The sequence below is a fragment of the Anaerofustis sp. genome, from assembly GCF_019420015.1.
Lineage (GTDB): Bacteria > Bacillota > Clostridia > Eubacteriales > Anaerofustaceae > Anaerofustis.
In genome coordinates this window covers 3,964-20,364 of the sequence record NZ_JAHZIA010000009.1, presented here as the reverse complement: position 1 = coordinate 20,364, position 16,401 = coordinate 3,964, and the positions used below count along the sequence as shown (strand labels likewise).

Genomic DNA, 16,401 nt, shown 5'->3' with positions numbered 1-16,401 from the left:
CTCCGGACACCTTGATTAAAAGTCAAGTGCTCTGCCAACTGAGCTAATGGGTCACTAAAATAATTCATTGATAATATTATGAAATAAAAAAGCTATATCAGTATTTTATGATATAGCAGATTGTACAAAATGGTGACCCATCGGAGATTCGAACTCCGGACACCTTGATTAAAAGTCAAGTGCTCTGCCAACTGAGCTAATGGGTCATTTCTGCCACTGACAGCTTAATCAGTATACTAAAACATCCAAATAATGTCAATACTTTTTTGATATTTTTTAATATTTTTTATCATAAAATATGTTGTTATTATCGATATTTATAAACTTTAAATGTAAAGTGTTTATAAATTAATATTGCTTTGTTTAATAATAATATTATGTTACAAAATGTAAGAAATATACAGTATAAATTATTAGCTTTTAATAAAGAACATCTGTAATTTAAATTATAAATTTTTTATTAATTTTACTTGTTTCATTTCACTTTTAATTTTTTCTATATTAATGTCTTTCAACCAAATATTGCCGTTATCCACTCCGAGTTTATTGCCGTCTATATAAGACATTAATTTGCTTCCATCTTTAAAGTGAACATAAAGAATTTCGTTTGTTGATTCTTTGTTTCCCAGTATTTGTGTTTTATAGGAAGATAAATCTCTTATTATATTTGTAACGCTGTTATTATTGCCTTTGATTTCTTTTTTTTCTTTTATGACAGATCTAAAAGGCTCTTTTTCATATTTAATATATTCTATTTTTACTATTTTTTTATTTGCAATTTTATTCTCTTCAACGGAATTAAGCATATTTATTTTTGCGATTTTAGGAGTGAAGAGTAATGTAAGAATTAAAATAATTCCTATAATGATAAAAATAACTTGTTTTTTATTTATATTAATATTTTTCATATAAAATTACTGCATATCCTTTCCCTTATGTCCAAATACATGTAAAACCGGAACGACAAACATAAATCCGACTCCTTTTTCTTCTATATTATTTAACAGTTTCATTACTTCTATTGTTACTTCGTCCAATTTTTCTTCACTTTTTATTACTGATACGATAGTTATGTTTTTCGGTTTGTCACCGGCTAGGATTTTTCTTACCGAAGTAAATGTATGATCGCTGTCATAATCCAAGTTGACTTTGCCAAGTCCGTTTGAATTGAAAAAGGTTCCTCCCACTCCGCATTTTGACAATATCTCGTGAACATCATCAATAAGGTATGTGTCGTTTAATATTATAAATAAAGCATTCATTTTATACCTCCGATATTTTTTTATTTTTTTGAATTTGGTATATTTGTCGTTTAGCAGTTAAAAACTATAAAGCGGTTACTTATATTTAAATTTTTAGATTGCAAATTGATTATTGTACATTTATATTTGTATAGTTTATTAATTTAATGAAAAATCAATTTTTACATATAGAAAATATATATATATTTTCAGTGTATCACAAAATTTTATAAAAATCTAACAAAAAACAACTGTTTAGTATTTTTTCTTGTATTTTAAATTTACTTAGGGTATAATTAATAATTGATTAAACGATGGCTTAAGATTATTTAAAGAGAGGTAAACAATAATGGCAAAGAATAAACTTCCGGTATCTAATAAGAGAGTTAATTATGAACAGATAGATACAATTGTAGGTAGTGATATTACTTTTATCGGAGATCTTGCAGCCGGAGGAAATGTCAGATATGAAGGTAATCTGAAGGGTAATATAAATTTATCCGGAAATATAATTGTTGGAAGAAATGCTTTAATTTCAGGGAATATCAATGCAAAAAATGTTCATATAATAGGTACTGTTGAAGGGATTGTTACTTGTGAACAATTAAAAATACTTTCGACCGGAAAACTTACCGGGGATGTATACGTTGATAATATAATAATAGATGAAGGCGCAATATTTATAGGCGGATGTAAGATAAAATCAAATAGTTCAGAAACGCAAATAAGCGAAGCCATGAAAGCTGCTGAAGATGATGTTGGATTAACGGTAAATGATATCGAAGAATAATCTTTGGATGTCTGGAGTTATTGTTATTAATCTAAGAATTTATTTAATAACTAAGTAACTTTTTTAGAAAAATAATTATTTATAAGAAAATGGAGGTAATAAAATGAAAATAACTAAAGATATGGGAATTATGGATATAGTTAACAAATACCCTAATGCAGTTTCTGTATTTCAAGCATATGGAATGGGTTGTGTTGGATGTATGGCTGCAAGATTTGAAACATTGGAAGAAGGGGCATTGGCTCACGGTATTAATGTTGATGATTTAGTAGAAGATTTAAACGCAAACATTTAAGTTTAATTGGCCCCTGTTAAGGGGCCTTTTTAGTAGGAGAAATTATGACTAAATATTTATATGAAAATATGCATGAAAAGGCGGAAATGGTTCGAAATAAGTATTTTGTGGATACATATCCGATAAGTTTTGATAAATTTGAAGAAATATTTGAAGACTTGAATTATAAAGTGAAATTTTTTGATAATTGTGATAAGTCATGTGTTGTGGGGAATTTATTGATTGTAGGCAATACAACAATGGATGATAAAGACTTTTATAAAATGAATTCCACATTGGGCGATGAAAATAAAAGAAAGAGAGAATCTTTAGGACACGAAGTTGGTCATTTGTTTTGCCACAGTACAAATCAACTGGAAAATGAGGATATATCTTTGGGAAAAGAGGAGGCGCAGGCTGATGCCTTTTCATTATATTTTTTGATTCCCGATGATTTATTTGAAGAGTTTTATAATGATTCTTTTAGTATGTATGGAAGTTTTAATGCATATGAGGCAAGTGATATGTTTGGTGTCACTGTTGACTTTATAAAGAAAAGAAAAAAGTATTATGAAAAAAGTATCAGACATGAAAAAGATAAATTTAATTTATTATGGTAGTTGCTAGCTGTAAAAAAGATTTTATTATTTGCTATATAGATAAAAAATTGAAATCCCATAAAAAATGGGATTTTTATTTTATAAAAATATAAAAATGTGATTAATAATTGATTCCTTTGTGACCAAATGTTCTAATACTGTTGAAATTTGTCATAAAATGTTTTATCTTTTTATTATAAAATTAAGGAGGATTTATAATATGAATATATCAAAATGGTTATGGCTTATGAGTATACAGAATGTGGGGGCAAAAAAAGCAATAAGTTTATATGACTATTTTGGCTCGGTAGATGATATATATGAAAATGACGACATAAGCAGGTATACTAAAGTAAAAGGAATAACTTTAGATATTGCCACAAGGCTTATAACGGATAAAGATCTTACTAAGTACGACAGAATAATCGATAAAATGTATGAAGAAAATATAAACTATATAACAATGGATGATAAGTATTATCCGTACTCATTGAAAGAAATCTATGATTATCCTCCGATACTTTTTTATAAAGGTAAAAATTTATTTATTGAAGAGAACCCAATGATTTCCATTGTAGGAACAAGGAGGGCGAGCAATTACGGAATGAAGGTTGCTCAGCATTTTGCCATGGAATTTTCAAACAGAGGTATAGATGTTGTAAGTGGAATGGCAATGGGAATAGATACGTATGCTCATCTTGGAGCTTTAAAAGGTTTTGGGGATACTATAGCTGTTTTGGGATGTGGGGTAGATAAAATATATCCTAAATCAAATGAAAGGCTGTATAACGAAATAATAGAAGGACGGGGAATGGTTGTTAGTGAATATATTCCAGGAACAGAACCGTTAAGTCATCATTTCCCTGCAAGAAACAGAATTATAAGCGGATTAAGTCACGGAACGGTTGTAATAGAAGCTTCCTATAAAAGCGGTTCCTTAATTACGGCAAAATATGCCAACGAACAGGGAAGGGAAGTTTATGCTGTACCCGGCAATATTACATCTTCTATTTGTGAAGGGAGTAATTCTTTGTTAAAGGATGGTGCTAAACTTATACTTAGTGCTGATGATGTTATAGAAGATTTGTATTATTTATTAAAAAAGCCTGTTGATAAGTATTTAAAAAATGATAACATTGAAAGATTGAATATGGATGATGTAAATATTGTGAATAAGAGAGAACTTCTGAATTTGGATGATAATGAGAAAGTAATTTATGATTCTATTTTAGAAGGTAATAATACTGTAGATTTAATAAGTCAAAATGTTGATATGGAAATAAATCTTATAAATTCTATCTTGACAATGTTGGAAATAAGAGGTATTGTTATTAGCACAGGTGCAAAAATCGAATTAAAATAGCTTGCACTGTATATTTATTTGAAAGGAGTAGGGGATGTCTTATAGATTGGTAATAGTAGAATCGCCTGCTAAAGCTAAAACAATACAAAAATATTTACCGAAAGATTGTAAAGTAGTTGCATCAAAGGGGCATGTTATTGACTTGCCGAAGTCTAAGCTCGGTATTGATATAGAAAATAATTTTGAACCTGAGTATAAGACTATAAGAGGACAAGGGGAAAGACTAAAAAAATTAAAAGCTGATGCAAAGAAGGCAGATGAAGTAATTCTTGCAACTGATAACGACCGTGAAGGAGAAGCTATTTCTTGGCATATAGCAAATTATTTGGGTCTTGATTTGTCAGATAAAAACAGAATGGAGTTTTTGGAAATTACTCCTTCAGCTATAAATAATGCAATTAATCATAAAAGAAAAATAGATATGAATATCGTTGATGCTCAACAAGCGAGGAGAGTTCTTGATAGGCTTGTGGGATATAAGATAAGTCCTGTACTGTGGAGTAAAGTACTCAGAGGATTGAGTGCCGGAAGAGTACAGTCTGTTGCAATGAGATTAATTATTGACAGAGAAAATGAAATAAGAAACTTTGTCAGTGAAGAGTATTGGTTGATGGATGCTTTGTTAAGTAAAACAGAAACTAAGGAAGAATTTTTAAGTAAACTTGCACTTATAAAAGGTAAAAAAGCTGAGATAAAAAATAAAGAACAGGCTGATAATATAATAAAAGAGCTAAAAAAGAATAAGTTTATCGTAAAAGAGGTAAAAAGAGGTACTAAGAAAAAAAATTCTCCGCCACCTTTTGAAACGAGTTCTATGCAACAAGATGCAAGCAGTAAACTTAATTTTTCAATTTCAAAGACAATGATGTTAGCGCAACAATTGTATGAGGGGGTAGAGGTTGAAGGAGTAGGGCAAATAGGGCTTATTACTTATTTAAGAACTGATTCTACCAGACTATCAAAAGAGGCTATACAGGCAGGAAGTGATTTTATTATTAATAACTATGGTAAGGAGTATATTGGTTATACCGGAGTAAAATCAAAATCGGGTAGTAAAATTCAAGATGCACATGAGGCAATAAGACCTTCTGATGTAAATTTGACTCCCGATAAATTAAAAACATCATTAACATCGGATCAATTAAAACTATATACACTTATATATAATAGATTCTTAGCTTCTCTAATGGCTCCTGCCGTTTATGATACATTACGTGTTGATATAGAAAACGGGGAGTATATATTTCGTTCTACAGGGTCTCGTGTGAAATTTAAAGGTTATTTGGAAGTATATGATTTTTCTTCAAAAAAAGGAGAAGAAAATGAAAGTATTCCAATGCTTGAAGAAGGTGAAGAGGTAAATCTAAAAGATTTAAAGCCTATGCAGAAATTTACTCAACCTCCTGCTAGGTATAATGAGGCCAGCCTTGTAAAAGTATTAAAAGAAGAAGGTATAGGCAGACCTTCTACGTATTCTCAAATTATTAATACTATAAAAAACAGAGGATATGTTGATATGGATCAAAGAAGGTTTATTCCTACGATGATAGGTGAAGCGGTCGATAAGCTTTTAAGAGAAAATTTTGAAGATATTGTTGATGTGGATTTTACCGCTCAGATGGAAAGTAGTCTTGATAATATCGAAGAAGGTAAAAGAAAATGGAAAGATGTTATATCTGATTTTTATAAAGAACTTGCGAAAGAATTGGATAAGGCAAAAGATATTGAAAGAATTAAACTTCCTGAAGAACAAACAGATGAAATTTGTGAAAATTGCGGTAAACCTATGGTTATAAAATACGGAAGATTCGGAAAGTTTATGGCATGTTCGGGATACCCCGAATGTAAAACCACTAAGGCTATTGTCAAAGAGATAGATGCGGAATGTCCTAAATGTTCAGGTCAAATTGTAGAAAGAAAAAGTAAAAAAGGGAGTGTATTTTACGGATGTAAAAATTATCCGAAATGCGATTTTGCCTCGTCTCAAAAGCCGACAAAAAAGATATGTCCTCAGTGCGGTGAAATTCTTTATGAAAGTAAAGGTAAGAAAAAAACTCTATTTTGTAAAAATAAAGAATGCAAATATAAAGAAGAATTATAATAAAAATATGCTTTAAATATTATTTTGATAAAGTAAAAGAGATAAGAGTATTACTCTTATCTCTTTTTAATGTGTTCTTTACATCTTATTATTTTTTCCAAAGTCCGTGAAGATTACAGTATTCATAAACTGCTACTACTTCATCACCTTCAGCTAAAGCAAATTTTGCTTTAGGTTCGTCTCCCGGTTTTAAGCTTTTTACTTGATGTCCAAGTTTTGTTTCAAGCCATATAAACTCAATAAAATGTTCTTCTAACATAGGATGTTCAACTTCTCCTATTTGTACTGTTACTTCATTTCCGTTTACATTTACAGCAGGTACGTGTTTTTCTAAAGCTCCGTCTGTTGTTCCTGCTTTCATTTCTTCCATTTTTTCACCACAACACATTACAGGTACACCTTTGTTTACTGCAAATACAACAATGTTTCCGCAATGTTTACATTTGTAAAATTTTGATTCCATTTTTATTACCTTCCTTTTTTTATTTTTGTATTGATTCAACAATACTTTCAGCCAATAAATTTAATTTTTCTTTGCTGTCTTCTTTTAATGATGATTTAATTGTTACTTCTTCTTCTAAGAAATTGATGTTTTTCAATTTTTCTAAGATTGCTTTCATTTTTTTTGTTGCCATTGGTCCCCAAGTACCGTTTTCTATAAAGGCTATGTTTCTGTTTTGTAAATTATGAGCTGCTAATTCATGAAGTAAAGTTTCCATTTTAGGGAATATCTCGTTATTATACGTTACCGATGCAAAAACAAGTGTTGAATATTTAAATGCATCCGAAATTATATAAGATGGATCTGTTTTTGATACATCAAATACTTTTATATTTTTAATTCCTTTTTGTGCGATTTTAGCCGCTAACATATTTGCAGCTGTTTCTGTGTTTCCGTAAATTGAAGCATAAGCGATTAAAACAGAATTTTCTTCATGAGAATAGGTGCTCCATGAATTATATTTTTCAAGAATCATTCCTATATCATTTTTATCTCTCCAAATATGTCCATGAAGAGGGCATATTAATTCTATATCTAAAGTAGATGCTTTTTTTAGTAAAGCTTGTACTTGAGGTCCGTATTTTCCTACAATATTTGTAAAATATCTTCTGTTTTCATCAATCCATCCATTTTGATAATCTACTTCGTCTGTATATATATTTCCGTCGATAGCTCCAAATGTTCCGAATGCATCCGCAGAAAATAGTATTTTATCTTTTGTATCATATGTTACCATGGCTTCCGGCCAATGAACCATTGGCGCCATTACAAATGCGAGTGTATGTTTACCGGTATTTAGTGTGTCATTTTCTTTTACGATTATAGCTTTTTTATCAATATCAAAATCAAAAAATTGTTTTATCATTACAACGGTTTTTTGATTACATACAATTTTTGCTTCAGGATAACGATAAACTATTTCGTTTAACATAGCACAATGATCCGGTTCCATATGGTTTACAACGATATAATCAAGTTTTCTGTCTTGTAAAACGGATTTGATATTTTCTATAAATTCTTCTCCAACATGTTTGTCTACTGTGTCAAAAAGAACATTTTTTTCGTCAAGTAATACATATGAATTGTACGAAACTCCGTTTGGTACCGGATAAATGTTTTCGAATAATTCTATTCTTCTGTCATTTACTCCGACAAAATATAAATCTTCATTTATTTTTCTAATATTTTCCATTATATTAATATCCTTTCTTTTAATTATTAGAGCATAAATCTTCTAAATTTTGAGTGTTTAAAACTTTTATATTTTTTTTGTTTATTTTTATTAGATTTTCTTTTTGCATTTTCATAAGACTTCTTGATAAAGAAGGTCTTTTTACTCCAAAAAAATCTGCCATTGTTTCCCGTGTCATATTTATATATACATTATTTTCCTCATTCATGTTTTCTAAAAGATATAAAGCTATTTTTTCTTCCAATGTCGTAGCAGATAATAAGTGAATTTTTTTCATTAATGACAGAGACTTATCTGCCTGAAGGTGCATTATGTTTTTTATTAGCATTTTATGATATATACAAGGATTATCACAAACATTAAAGAAGAAATTCCAGGGTATTATTAATATTTTTGATTTCTTTGTACATATGGCATCGTAATAGTTGAAATTATTATTTTCTCCGTGGAATAAATCTCCAAATATTTCTCCGTTTTCTACTTCATAAAATATATTTCTGTTTCCGGAAGGATAGTCTTTAACTATTATTACGTCTCCTTCTAACAGTACATATAAATAATAAGGTTTATCTTCTTCTTTAAATATAATTTCACCTTCAGAATATTCACGAATTCTTGAATAGGAACAATTTACAACTTTTTTTACTGCTTCTCTTTCTATACCATGAAAAAGTTCTGATTTTGATATTAATGTAAAATCCATAATTTTCTCCCAATAATTAAGATAAATCATTAATAATCAATTTATTATATACTATCAAATTTATCAATAAAAGTCTGTAACATATGTTACATTTAGTATGATTTTACATTAAAATACGATTAAAATCAATCAAAATTTCAAATAAATTATTTATTAAATATTTTTATACTTTAAGTCAGATATAATACATATAAATTTATAAAATTTTATTTTAATAAATAAATGTATTTGGTAATGATATTTTTCATATTTATGTTGTTTTGTATAATAAAAAAGAAACCGTTTAAGATTTCTTTTTCTAGTTTTAAATACTGTAAAAACCTATTTTCTTTTTTACTTTTCTAAGTGTCCTATTTGCTATATATGAAGCCTGTTCACTGCTTTGTGCTAAGATTTCATTTACATATGTTTTATCTTTACACAGCTTTTCAAATTCTGTTTGAATAGGAATAAGTCTGTCTGCAATACTTTCAGCAACTGCACTTTTAAAGTAGGCATAGTTTTTTCCTTCAAAATCTTTTACTGATTCTTCAATTGTTTTGTTTGATGCACATGAGTATATTTCAAGTAGATTAGATACTCCTGGTTTATTTTGTTTGTCATATATGATATTCATGTCTGAATCTGTAACGGCTTTTTTGCATTTTGATATTATAATGTCTTTTTTATCAATCATTGAAATAAATCCGTTTTTGTTTTCATCTGACTTTGACATTTTCTTTAAAGGGTCTTGCAGTGACATTATTCTCGCACCGTTTTCTCCGTAATATCCTTCAGGAACTTTAAAAGTAGGGGAGTAATTGTTGTTAAATCTGTTCGCTATTGTTCTTGTAAGTTCAAGATGTTGTTTTTGATCATCTCCTACAGGAACTAAGTCTGCTTGATATAGTAATATATCGGCTGCCATCAAAACAGGATAATCAAATAAACCTACCTTTATATTTTCTCCTTGATTTTTTGACTTGTCTTTATATTGCGTCATTCTGGAAAGCTCGCCCATATGTGCATTACAATTCAGTATCCACGCAAGCTCAGCATGTTGATGAACATGAGATTGTATGAATAATATAGACTTTTTGGGATCAATTCCACTTGCTAAGAGCATTGCCGCACATTCAAAAGATCTTTTTCTAAGATTTGCAGGTATTTGGTTGACGGTTATTGCGTGCATATCAGCAATAAAATACATACAATTATATTCATCCTGTCTTTCTACCCAGTTTTTTATTGCGCCAAAGTAATTTCCGATAGTAAATTCTCCGCTTGATTGTATGCCGCTTAAAATGGTTTTTTTATTTTCAGACATATTGTATACCTCGACTCTATATTTATATCAATTATTTTAATTATCTACAACTAATAATAATACCAATATTTTCTTTATTATGCAATAAATATTAGTATTATTATTATTTATTAAAATTTTGATATTATAAATAAAATAATTAAAGATATGTTTTTAATTATCCTTTTAATCCTTTTGATTGTCTTTCCATGTTTTCAACCACTATATCATGAATATCTCCCAAAGAGTTACAATATTCAAGAACTTTCCAGGGTTCATTTGTATGATAATGTATTTTAATTAGATTTTCGTCTCCTACAGCTAAAAGAGAGTCACCTTGGAAGTTATTTCTTATATAGTCATTGATTTCGTCTTCGTTAAGATTTTCTCCTGCGATAAGTAGCTGTGTGTCAAATTTAAATTCAATCATAAAATTTCTCCTTCTATTTGTTTTTAATAAAAAACCGATACATATTGTATCGGTTTTAATTAACTTGCTTTTTTATCAAATGCGTCTTGAACCATTTTTTCTGTAACGATGATTTCTGTGGTATCTTCATTATTAGGTGCTTCATACATAACATCTAACATTATGTCTTCAAGGATACTTCTGAGTCCTCTGGCGCCTGTTTCTCTTTTTACCGTTTCTTTAGCTATTAAGTCGATAGCTTTTTTATCGAAGTGAAGATTTACATCATCTAAACTTAATAGGTATTTGTATTGTTTTATAAGAGCATTTTTAGGTTTTGTCAATATATTAATAAGTGCTTCTTCATCGAGTTTGTTAAGAGATGCACTTACAGGAAGTCTACCCACAAGTTCCGGAATTAATCCATATTTAACAAAATCTTGAGGTTGTGCTATTTTGAATAAATCATCCGTTGATTTATCTTTGCTTCCTTCTATATCATTTCCAAATCCCATGGAATGAGTTCCAAGTCTTTTCTTGATTACTTCATCCAGTCCGTCAAAAGCTCCTCCGCATATAAAAAGTATGTTTTTAGTATCTATTTGTATAAAATCTTGATGTGGATGTTTTCGTCCTCCTTGAGGAGGAACATTTGCAACCGTACCTTCAAGTATTTTAAGAAGCGCTTGTTGTACACCTTCGCCGCTTACATCTCTTGTTATTGATGTGTTTTCACTTTTTCTTGCGATTTTATCTATTTCGTCAATATAAATAATTCCTTTTTGCGCAAGCTCAACGTTATAATCAGCTGCTTGGATAAGTCGTAGCAGAATATTTTCAACGTCTTCACCGACATATCCCGCTTCGGTAAGTGCTGTTGCATCAGCTATTGCAAAAGGAACTTTAAGTATTTTTGCAAGGGTAGATGCAAGTAATGTTTTTCCGCTTCCTGTCGGTCCAGTTAATAAAATATTACTTTTTTGTAATTCTACGTTGTTATCGTCTTTTTTGTCTTTATCCAAGTTTATTCTTTTGTAGTGGTTATAAACCGCAACTGCCAATGTTTTTTTTGCGTCCTCTTGTCCGATAACATATTCGTCCAATAGTTCTTTGATTTTTTTTGGTTTTTCTACGTCGTTTAAATCTGGAGTATTGTCATCAATATATTCTTCTTCATCATAAAAAGAATCTGCGAACATTTCACTGCAAAGGGCGATACATTCATTACAAATGAATACTCCCGGGCCTGCTACTAAACTTTTTACATCTGCTTGAGTTTTTCCACAAAATGAACAATGGTTTTCATTTTCATGATTTTTATTTTCGTCACTCATTATAATAGCCCCCTTCCGTTTTACCTTTTTTCAAAAACTTTATCTATAAGCCCGTATTCCATGGCTTCTTTTGCACTCATAAAGTTATCTCTGTCAGTATCTTTTTCTATTGTCCTAAGTGTTTTACCGGTTTGTTTGCTGAGTATTTTGTTTATATCTTCTCTTGTTTTCAAAAGTCTCTTTGCATGTATTTCAACATCACTGCTTTGACCTTGAAAACCTCCGAGAGGTTGATGAATCATTACCTCGCTGTTTGGAAGTGCAATTCTTTTTCCTTTTGTTCCGCATGCAAGCAGAAATGCTCCCATAGAAGCAGCCATTCCTATACATATTGTGGAAACATCGCATTTGATGTAATTCATAGTGTCATAAATAGCCATTCCTGCCGTTACACTTCCTCCAGGAGAGTTGATGTAAAGCTGGATATCTTTTGAACTGTCCTGTGCTTCGAGAAACAACATTTCAGCTACTACCAAGTTTGCAACATCATCATTTATTTCTCCTGTGAGAAATATTATTCTGTCTTTTAAAAGACGTGAATAAATATCATAAGAGCGTTCCGCTCTGCCTTCATTTTCCACTACCATTGGGATTAATGGCATAAATTTTACCTCCGAATTTCCGAATTATTTTTCTTCTTCTTTTACCTTAGCATTGTCAATTAGGAAATCAAAAAGTTTTCTTTGTTTGATGAAGTTTGTGATATATTCTTCTGTGGTTTCATCCATACTTTTCTTGAAATCTTCTGCTTTTTGATTGTAAGCTTTTGCGAAATTTTCAATTTCTTTATCTTTTTCTTCATCTGTAACATCGAAATTTTCAATTTCCATAAGTTTTGCAAGTACCAATTCTTGCTTTACGTCATGTTCGGCTTGTTCCACAAATAGTTTCATAAAGTCATCTTCGTTTTTACCGTCGTTTTGACCTTTCATGATTTCATAGTATGTTTTAGGATCAACTCCGCTTTGCATGATTTGTTGTTCGAATTGAGCTTTAACATCGTCTGCTTTTCTGTCAATCATACATTGAGGGATTTCTATGTCAGTATTTTTACATACTTCTTCGATAATTGTGTTTATAGCCGCACCTCTTAGGTTGTTTTCCCTTTGTTCTTTAATTGTGGCTTTCAAACTTTCTTTGTATTCATCTAAAGTATCAAATTCACTTACGTCTGCAGCAAAGTCGTCATCAAGTTCTGGAAGTTCTTTTGCTTTAACTTCGTGAATTTTAACTTTGAATACACTGTCTTTTCCAGCTAAATCAGGAGCGTGATATTCTTCAGGGAATGTAACGTTAACATCAACTTCTTCTCCAGCTTTTTTACCGATAAGTTGATCTTCGAATCCTGGAATGAAAGAATTGCTTCCAAGTACAAGAGGATAGTTTTCTCCTTTTCCTCCTTCGAAAGCTTTATCTCCTACGAATCCTTCAAAGTCGATTATAACAGTGTCTCCGTCTTTACTTTCTGTATCTTCAACGCTTATAAGTCTTGCATTTTGTTCTCTTACTCTGTCAAGTTCGTCTTCAACGTCCTTATCGGTTGCTTCATATTCAGTTGAATAAATTTCAATGCCTTTATATTCTCCAAGTTCGAATTCAGGTTCCAATTCAACTTCAATAGTAAATGTAGCACCTTCTTCTTTACTTATTTTGTCTAATTTTGTCATTGCAGGCATATTTACAGGTTTTAAATCATGTTCTTCGATTGCTTTTTCATATTCAGCAGGAAATGCTGCATCGATTGCATCTTCAAAGAATATACCTTCACCGAATTTTCTTTCAATAATTTGTCTTGGGGCTTTTCCTTTTCTGAAACCGTCAATGTTGAACTTTCCTTTGTTTTTTTTGTATGCAACATCAATGGCTTTGTTAAAATCTTCTGCGGAAACAGTTATTGTAATTGTTGCCACGTTTTTTTCTTTCTTATCTAATATTGAACTCATTTATATTTTACCTCCTAAGTCCCATTCTAACTCAAAATAGTATTATATCATAATTAACGAGAAATTCAAGGTTTAAGAGGTTTTTGTTTGGATATATTTGAGAATTCCGTAAATCTTTTATTATTTTGCAAATTTTGTTGATTTAAATGTAATTTATTTGTTTTTTTAGGGGGCACAAGTTGTTTGATTGGTCATTTTTTATTGTAAAAAAAAGTCGAATATTGTATAATTAAAATATCTATGTGTATTGAGGAGAATGATATGAGGATTTTTAAAAAGTTTTTGACGATTTTGATTATCTCGTTTTTGTTAATTTCTTTTTGCGGTATGCCTGTTTTGGCAGAAAGCGAAATTACAACGGAAGCAGTTTCTGATGTTGTAAAAAATGAGGCTTTGAATGAAGATTACTTTAAAGGTGATGAGCCACCTAAAGAGTTTTCTTATAGTAGTGATAATGAAATGAATTTAAAATCCAGAGCTGCTGTGGTTTTTAAAGTAGGATATGTTTATGCCGCAAAAGCCAAAACTTCAGATAAATATGCGTCAGTTGTTAAATTTAAAGAATTAAAAAGTTATTCTGATTTTAATGACGCATTGTCAAAAATGAATGCTTATTATGACAGTTATAAATCAAAAGGTGATACTGCAAATTTAAAAAAGGCATATGGAATGTGTATAATGAACAGCTCAGGTAAAGTTATTGCAATGAAAGACGGGAGAGCTTATGTTTCTTCAAGTAATTCAACTTTATCTTTTGATGAAAATTATGCGGGAAGTAAACCATATGTATCAAATCATGTTGAAGTGTTTTATTATGGCTCGTCAAAGCTTTCTTCAACTCAGTCTAAATGTAAAGTAGGTGTTAGCGGAATGGTAAACTATACATCATCTGCTAATTTGACATTAATTCCAAGAGCACTCATATCACAAGTATATGTATCGGGAAGCAGTTCAACGAAAAAATATAGAGTTGCAACATATAGTGTGAATTCAAGCGGAGATTTGGTTCATTCAATTTCCAATTTAACAGACCCAAGCAGAAGCAAATACTTTGAAAGTGGCGAAAAGACATCTCTTACAAGTTTTGTTGTTGATAAAGCTCCTTCTTTTATGAAAAAAGGAGTATCGTATTTCAGTATGGACGGAGTGAACTTCTATACTGACGGGTATTTAAAATCAAGTTCTAAAGTGGGGACTTATTATCCTTATTATACATATCTTCCATACAGAACAAAAACTTCATATTCTGCATCACAGTTAAACAGCAGAATTAAAAATTATGCAAGTAACAGCAAACTCAGAAATCAAGGTGATAATTTAATAAAAGTACAAAATAAATATGGTATCAATGCGCTTTTGGAACTTTCTTTTGCGAATTTGGAAAGTGCATATGGAACCAGTTGGTATGCTCTTAACAGAAATAACCTTTTTGGTATTGCTGCTTATGATTCTGATCCTGATAATGCTTATTCTTTTTCAAGTCCTGGAAAATGCATAGAAGAGCATGCTTACAGACATTTGAGCCGCGGGTATTTTGATGCTGACAGTGACTTTAGATATTACGGTACAGCTCCTGGAAACAAAAAAATAGGGGTAAACGTAAAATATGCTTCAGATCCTTATCATGGTGAAAAAATAGGTGGGATAGCTTACCAACAGGATAAGCTGATGGGTTCAAAAGATTACGGAAAGTATACTATAGGAATCTCTAAAGAAAGTTGTTATGTTTATCAAAAACCATCAACATCATCAAAAGCTTTTTATAAATTGGCGACGAAAACATTGTCTGAACCAAAAGGAATCCCTGTTGTGATTTTAGGGACAAGCGGAGATTTTTATAAGGTTCAAACAGAAATGGGTGTAAAAGGAAACATCTGTACTTATTCTTATGAGTATGATTATTCAAAATCTGTGGGATATATTCCGAAGAAATATATTTCTATTGTAAGAAAAGGAAAGGCTAATACCGAAGAAGATAAACCTAAACCACCTTCAAAAGTTGAATTAAGTGTTTCTTCACCAAGCGTAAAACCTTCTTTAAGCTATGGTTTTACTCCTGGATACGGAAATAACTTGAAAGTTCAATCAACAGTGTGGGCAAATGTAGAAGGTTCACAAGTAGAGCTTAGGGTATATGATGCAAAAGAAAGATTGGTTGCAAAGCAAATTAAACAGAAAAAAACAACTAAGAAAACAACGGCAACTTTTTATTGGGATGGTAAAGCAACGAAAGAAAATCAAGCGGGATATAAAGCAGGTCAATATGTAAAATCGAGCTCTAAAGGTACAAAATATCTGTTTAGAGTAACGATTTCTGCAAAAGGAAAAATAGCTAAAACAAAATTTTACAGTACCAAAGTATATAGCAAAGCAACAAGACTTTTTACAGATATAAGTAAGACAACAATAAAAAGAGGAAGCTCTACGGTGCTTTCTATGTATCCTAACAGACCGGGGACAAGCTATATACGAATTTACAATTCAAAAGGTAAATTTGTTGCAACTTATGGAATGTATTATAAAAAAGCCAATGTCAGATGTGCTGCAACATTTAAAGGATATGCAACGAGTAAAAATAATGCGGGGTATAAAGTTGGAGCTAAGCTTCCTGCGGGTTCTTATAAAGTTAAATTTATTCATGGAAAATATGTGTATACTTATCCTA

General features: G+C 30.6%; 16 protein-coding genes and 1 tRNA gene. 6 read left to right on the top strand and 11 right to left on the bottom strand.

The annotated features are described in order from the left end of the window. Positions 1-130 precede the first annotated feature (130 nt). The 3 genes from QZ357_RS03150 to QZ357_RS03140 all read right to left on the bottom strand — a co-directional run bounded on the left by QZ357_RS03150 (position 131) and on the right by QZ357_RS03140 (position 1,262). Positions 131-206: transfer RNA gene (locus QZ357_RS03150), tRNA-Lys, on the bottom strand. 240 nt (positions 207-446) lie between these two features. After that, positions 447-908, bottom strand: coding sequence for a hypothetical protein (locus QZ357_RS03145; protein ID WP_290771701.1), 462 nt, complete (start codon positions 906-908; stop codon positions 447-449). Between the two features lie 6 nt (positions 909-914). Next, complete coding sequence (locus tag QZ357_RS03140; RefSeq protein WP_290771699.1) at positions 915-1,262, bottom strand: hypothetical protein; 348 nt, start codon at positions 1,260-1,262, stop codon at positions 915-917. Between the two features lie 328 nt (positions 1,263-1,590). Here QZ357_RS03140 and QZ357_RS03135 point away from each other — a divergent pair, with 328 nt between their 5' ends. The 5 genes from QZ357_RS03135 (at position 1,591) to topA (ending at position 6,368) form a co-directional block, all read left to right on the top strand. After that, positions 1,591-2,031 (top strand): polymer-forming cytoskeletal protein, encoded by a 441-nt coding sequence (locus QZ357_RS03135; protein ID WP_290771697.1) that lies wholly within the window; start codon positions 1,591-1,593, stop codon positions 2,029-2,031. A gap of 103 nt (positions 2,032-2,134) precedes the next feature. Continuing rightward, positions 2,135-2,326 carry a DUF1858 domain-containing protein gene (locus tag QZ357_RS03130; protein ID WP_290771695.1) on the top strand — a complete coding sequence of 64 codons (192 nt, stop codon included), beginning with the start codon at positions 2,135-2,137 and terminating at the stop codon, positions 2,324-2,326. Between the two features lie 44 nt (positions 2,327-2,370). Beyond that, positions 2,371-2,925 (top strand): ImmA/IrrE family metallo-endopeptidase, encoded by a 555-nt coding sequence (locus tag QZ357_RS03125; protein ID WP_290771693.1) that lies wholly within the window; start codon positions 2,371-2,373, stop codon positions 2,923-2,925. Positions 2,926-3,124: 199 nt separating this feature from the next. After that, positions 3,125-4,267: a DNA-processing protein DprA gene (gene dprA, locus QZ357_RS03120; protein ID WP_290771691.1), complete on the top strand. Its 1,143-nt coding sequence runs from the start codon at positions 3,125-3,127 to the stop codon at positions 4,265-4,267. A 34-nt stretch (positions 4,268-4,301) separates the two neighbouring features. Beyond that, positions 4,302-6,368: a type I DNA topoisomerase gene (topA, locus tag QZ357_RS03115; protein ID WP_290771688.1), complete on the top strand. Its 2,067-nt coding sequence runs from the start codon at positions 4,302-4,304 to the stop codon at positions 6,366-6,368. Positions 6,369-6,456: 88 nt separating this feature from the next. Here topA and QZ357_RS03110 read toward each other — a convergent pair whose 3' ends face one another. From QZ357_RS03110 to tig, 8 genes are all read right to left on the bottom strand, one after another. Beyond that, on the bottom strand, positions 6,457-6,831 hold the full coding sequence (locus tag QZ357_RS03110; RefSeq protein WP_290771686.1) for a desulfoferrodoxin family protein: 375 nt from the start codon (positions 6,829-6,831) through the stop codon (positions 6,457-6,459). A gap of 19 nt (positions 6,832-6,850) precedes the next feature. Further along, entirely contained in the window at positions 6,851-8,062 is a 1,212-nt protein-coding gene (locus QZ357_RS03105; RefSeq protein ID WP_290771684.1) for an FprA family A-type flavoprotein, read from the bottom strand. A gap of 19 nt (positions 8,063-8,081) precedes the next feature. Continuing rightward, the gene (locus tag QZ357_RS03100; protein WP_290771682.1) at positions 8,082-8,765 is read right to left on the bottom strand and encodes a Crp/Fnr family transcriptional regulator; all 684 of its coding nucleotides are present in this window, start codon (positions 8,763-8,765) and stop codon (positions 8,082-8,084) included. A gap of 304 nt (positions 8,766-9,069) precedes the next feature. Beyond that, positions 9,070-10,071 carry a tryptophan--tRNA ligase gene (gene trpS, locus QZ357_RS03095; RefSeq protein WP_290771679.1) on the bottom strand — a complete coding sequence of 334 codons (1,002 nt, stop codon included), beginning with the start codon at positions 10,069-10,071 and terminating at the stop codon, positions 9,070-9,072. 157 nt (positions 10,072-10,228) lie between these two features. Beyond that, the gene (locus QZ357_RS03090) at positions 10,229-10,480 is read right to left on the bottom strand and encodes a kinase to dihydroxyacetone kinase (protein WP_290771677.1); all 252 of its coding nucleotides are present in this window, start codon (positions 10,478-10,480) and stop codon (positions 10,229-10,231) included. Between the two features lie 59 nt (positions 10,481-10,539). Continuing rightward, on the bottom strand, positions 10,540-11,793 hold the full coding sequence (gene clpX, locus QZ357_RS03085) for an ATP-dependent protease ATP-binding subunit ClpX (RefSeq protein WP_290771675.1): 1,254 nt from the start codon (positions 11,791-11,793) through the stop codon (positions 10,540-10,542). Positions 11,794-11,813: 20 nt separating this feature from the next. Next, positions 11,814-12,395: an ATP-dependent Clp endopeptidase proteolytic subunit ClpP gene (clpP, locus tag QZ357_RS03080; RefSeq protein WP_290771673.1), complete on the bottom strand. Its 582-nt coding sequence runs from the start codon at positions 12,393-12,395 to the stop codon at positions 11,814-11,816. Between the two features lie 24 nt (positions 12,396-12,419). Then, on the bottom strand, positions 12,420-13,736 hold the full coding sequence (gene tig, locus QZ357_RS03075; RefSeq protein WP_290771671.1) for a trigger factor: 1,317 nt from the start codon (positions 13,734-13,736) through the stop codon (positions 12,420-12,422). Positions 13,737-13,997: 261 nt separating this feature from the next. Here tig and QZ357_RS03070 point away from each other — a divergent pair. Continuing rightward, positions 13,998-16,401 (top strand): glucosaminidase domain-containing protein (locus tag QZ357_RS03070; protein WP_290771669.1); only part of this gene is annotated, 2,404 nt, incomplete at its 3' end.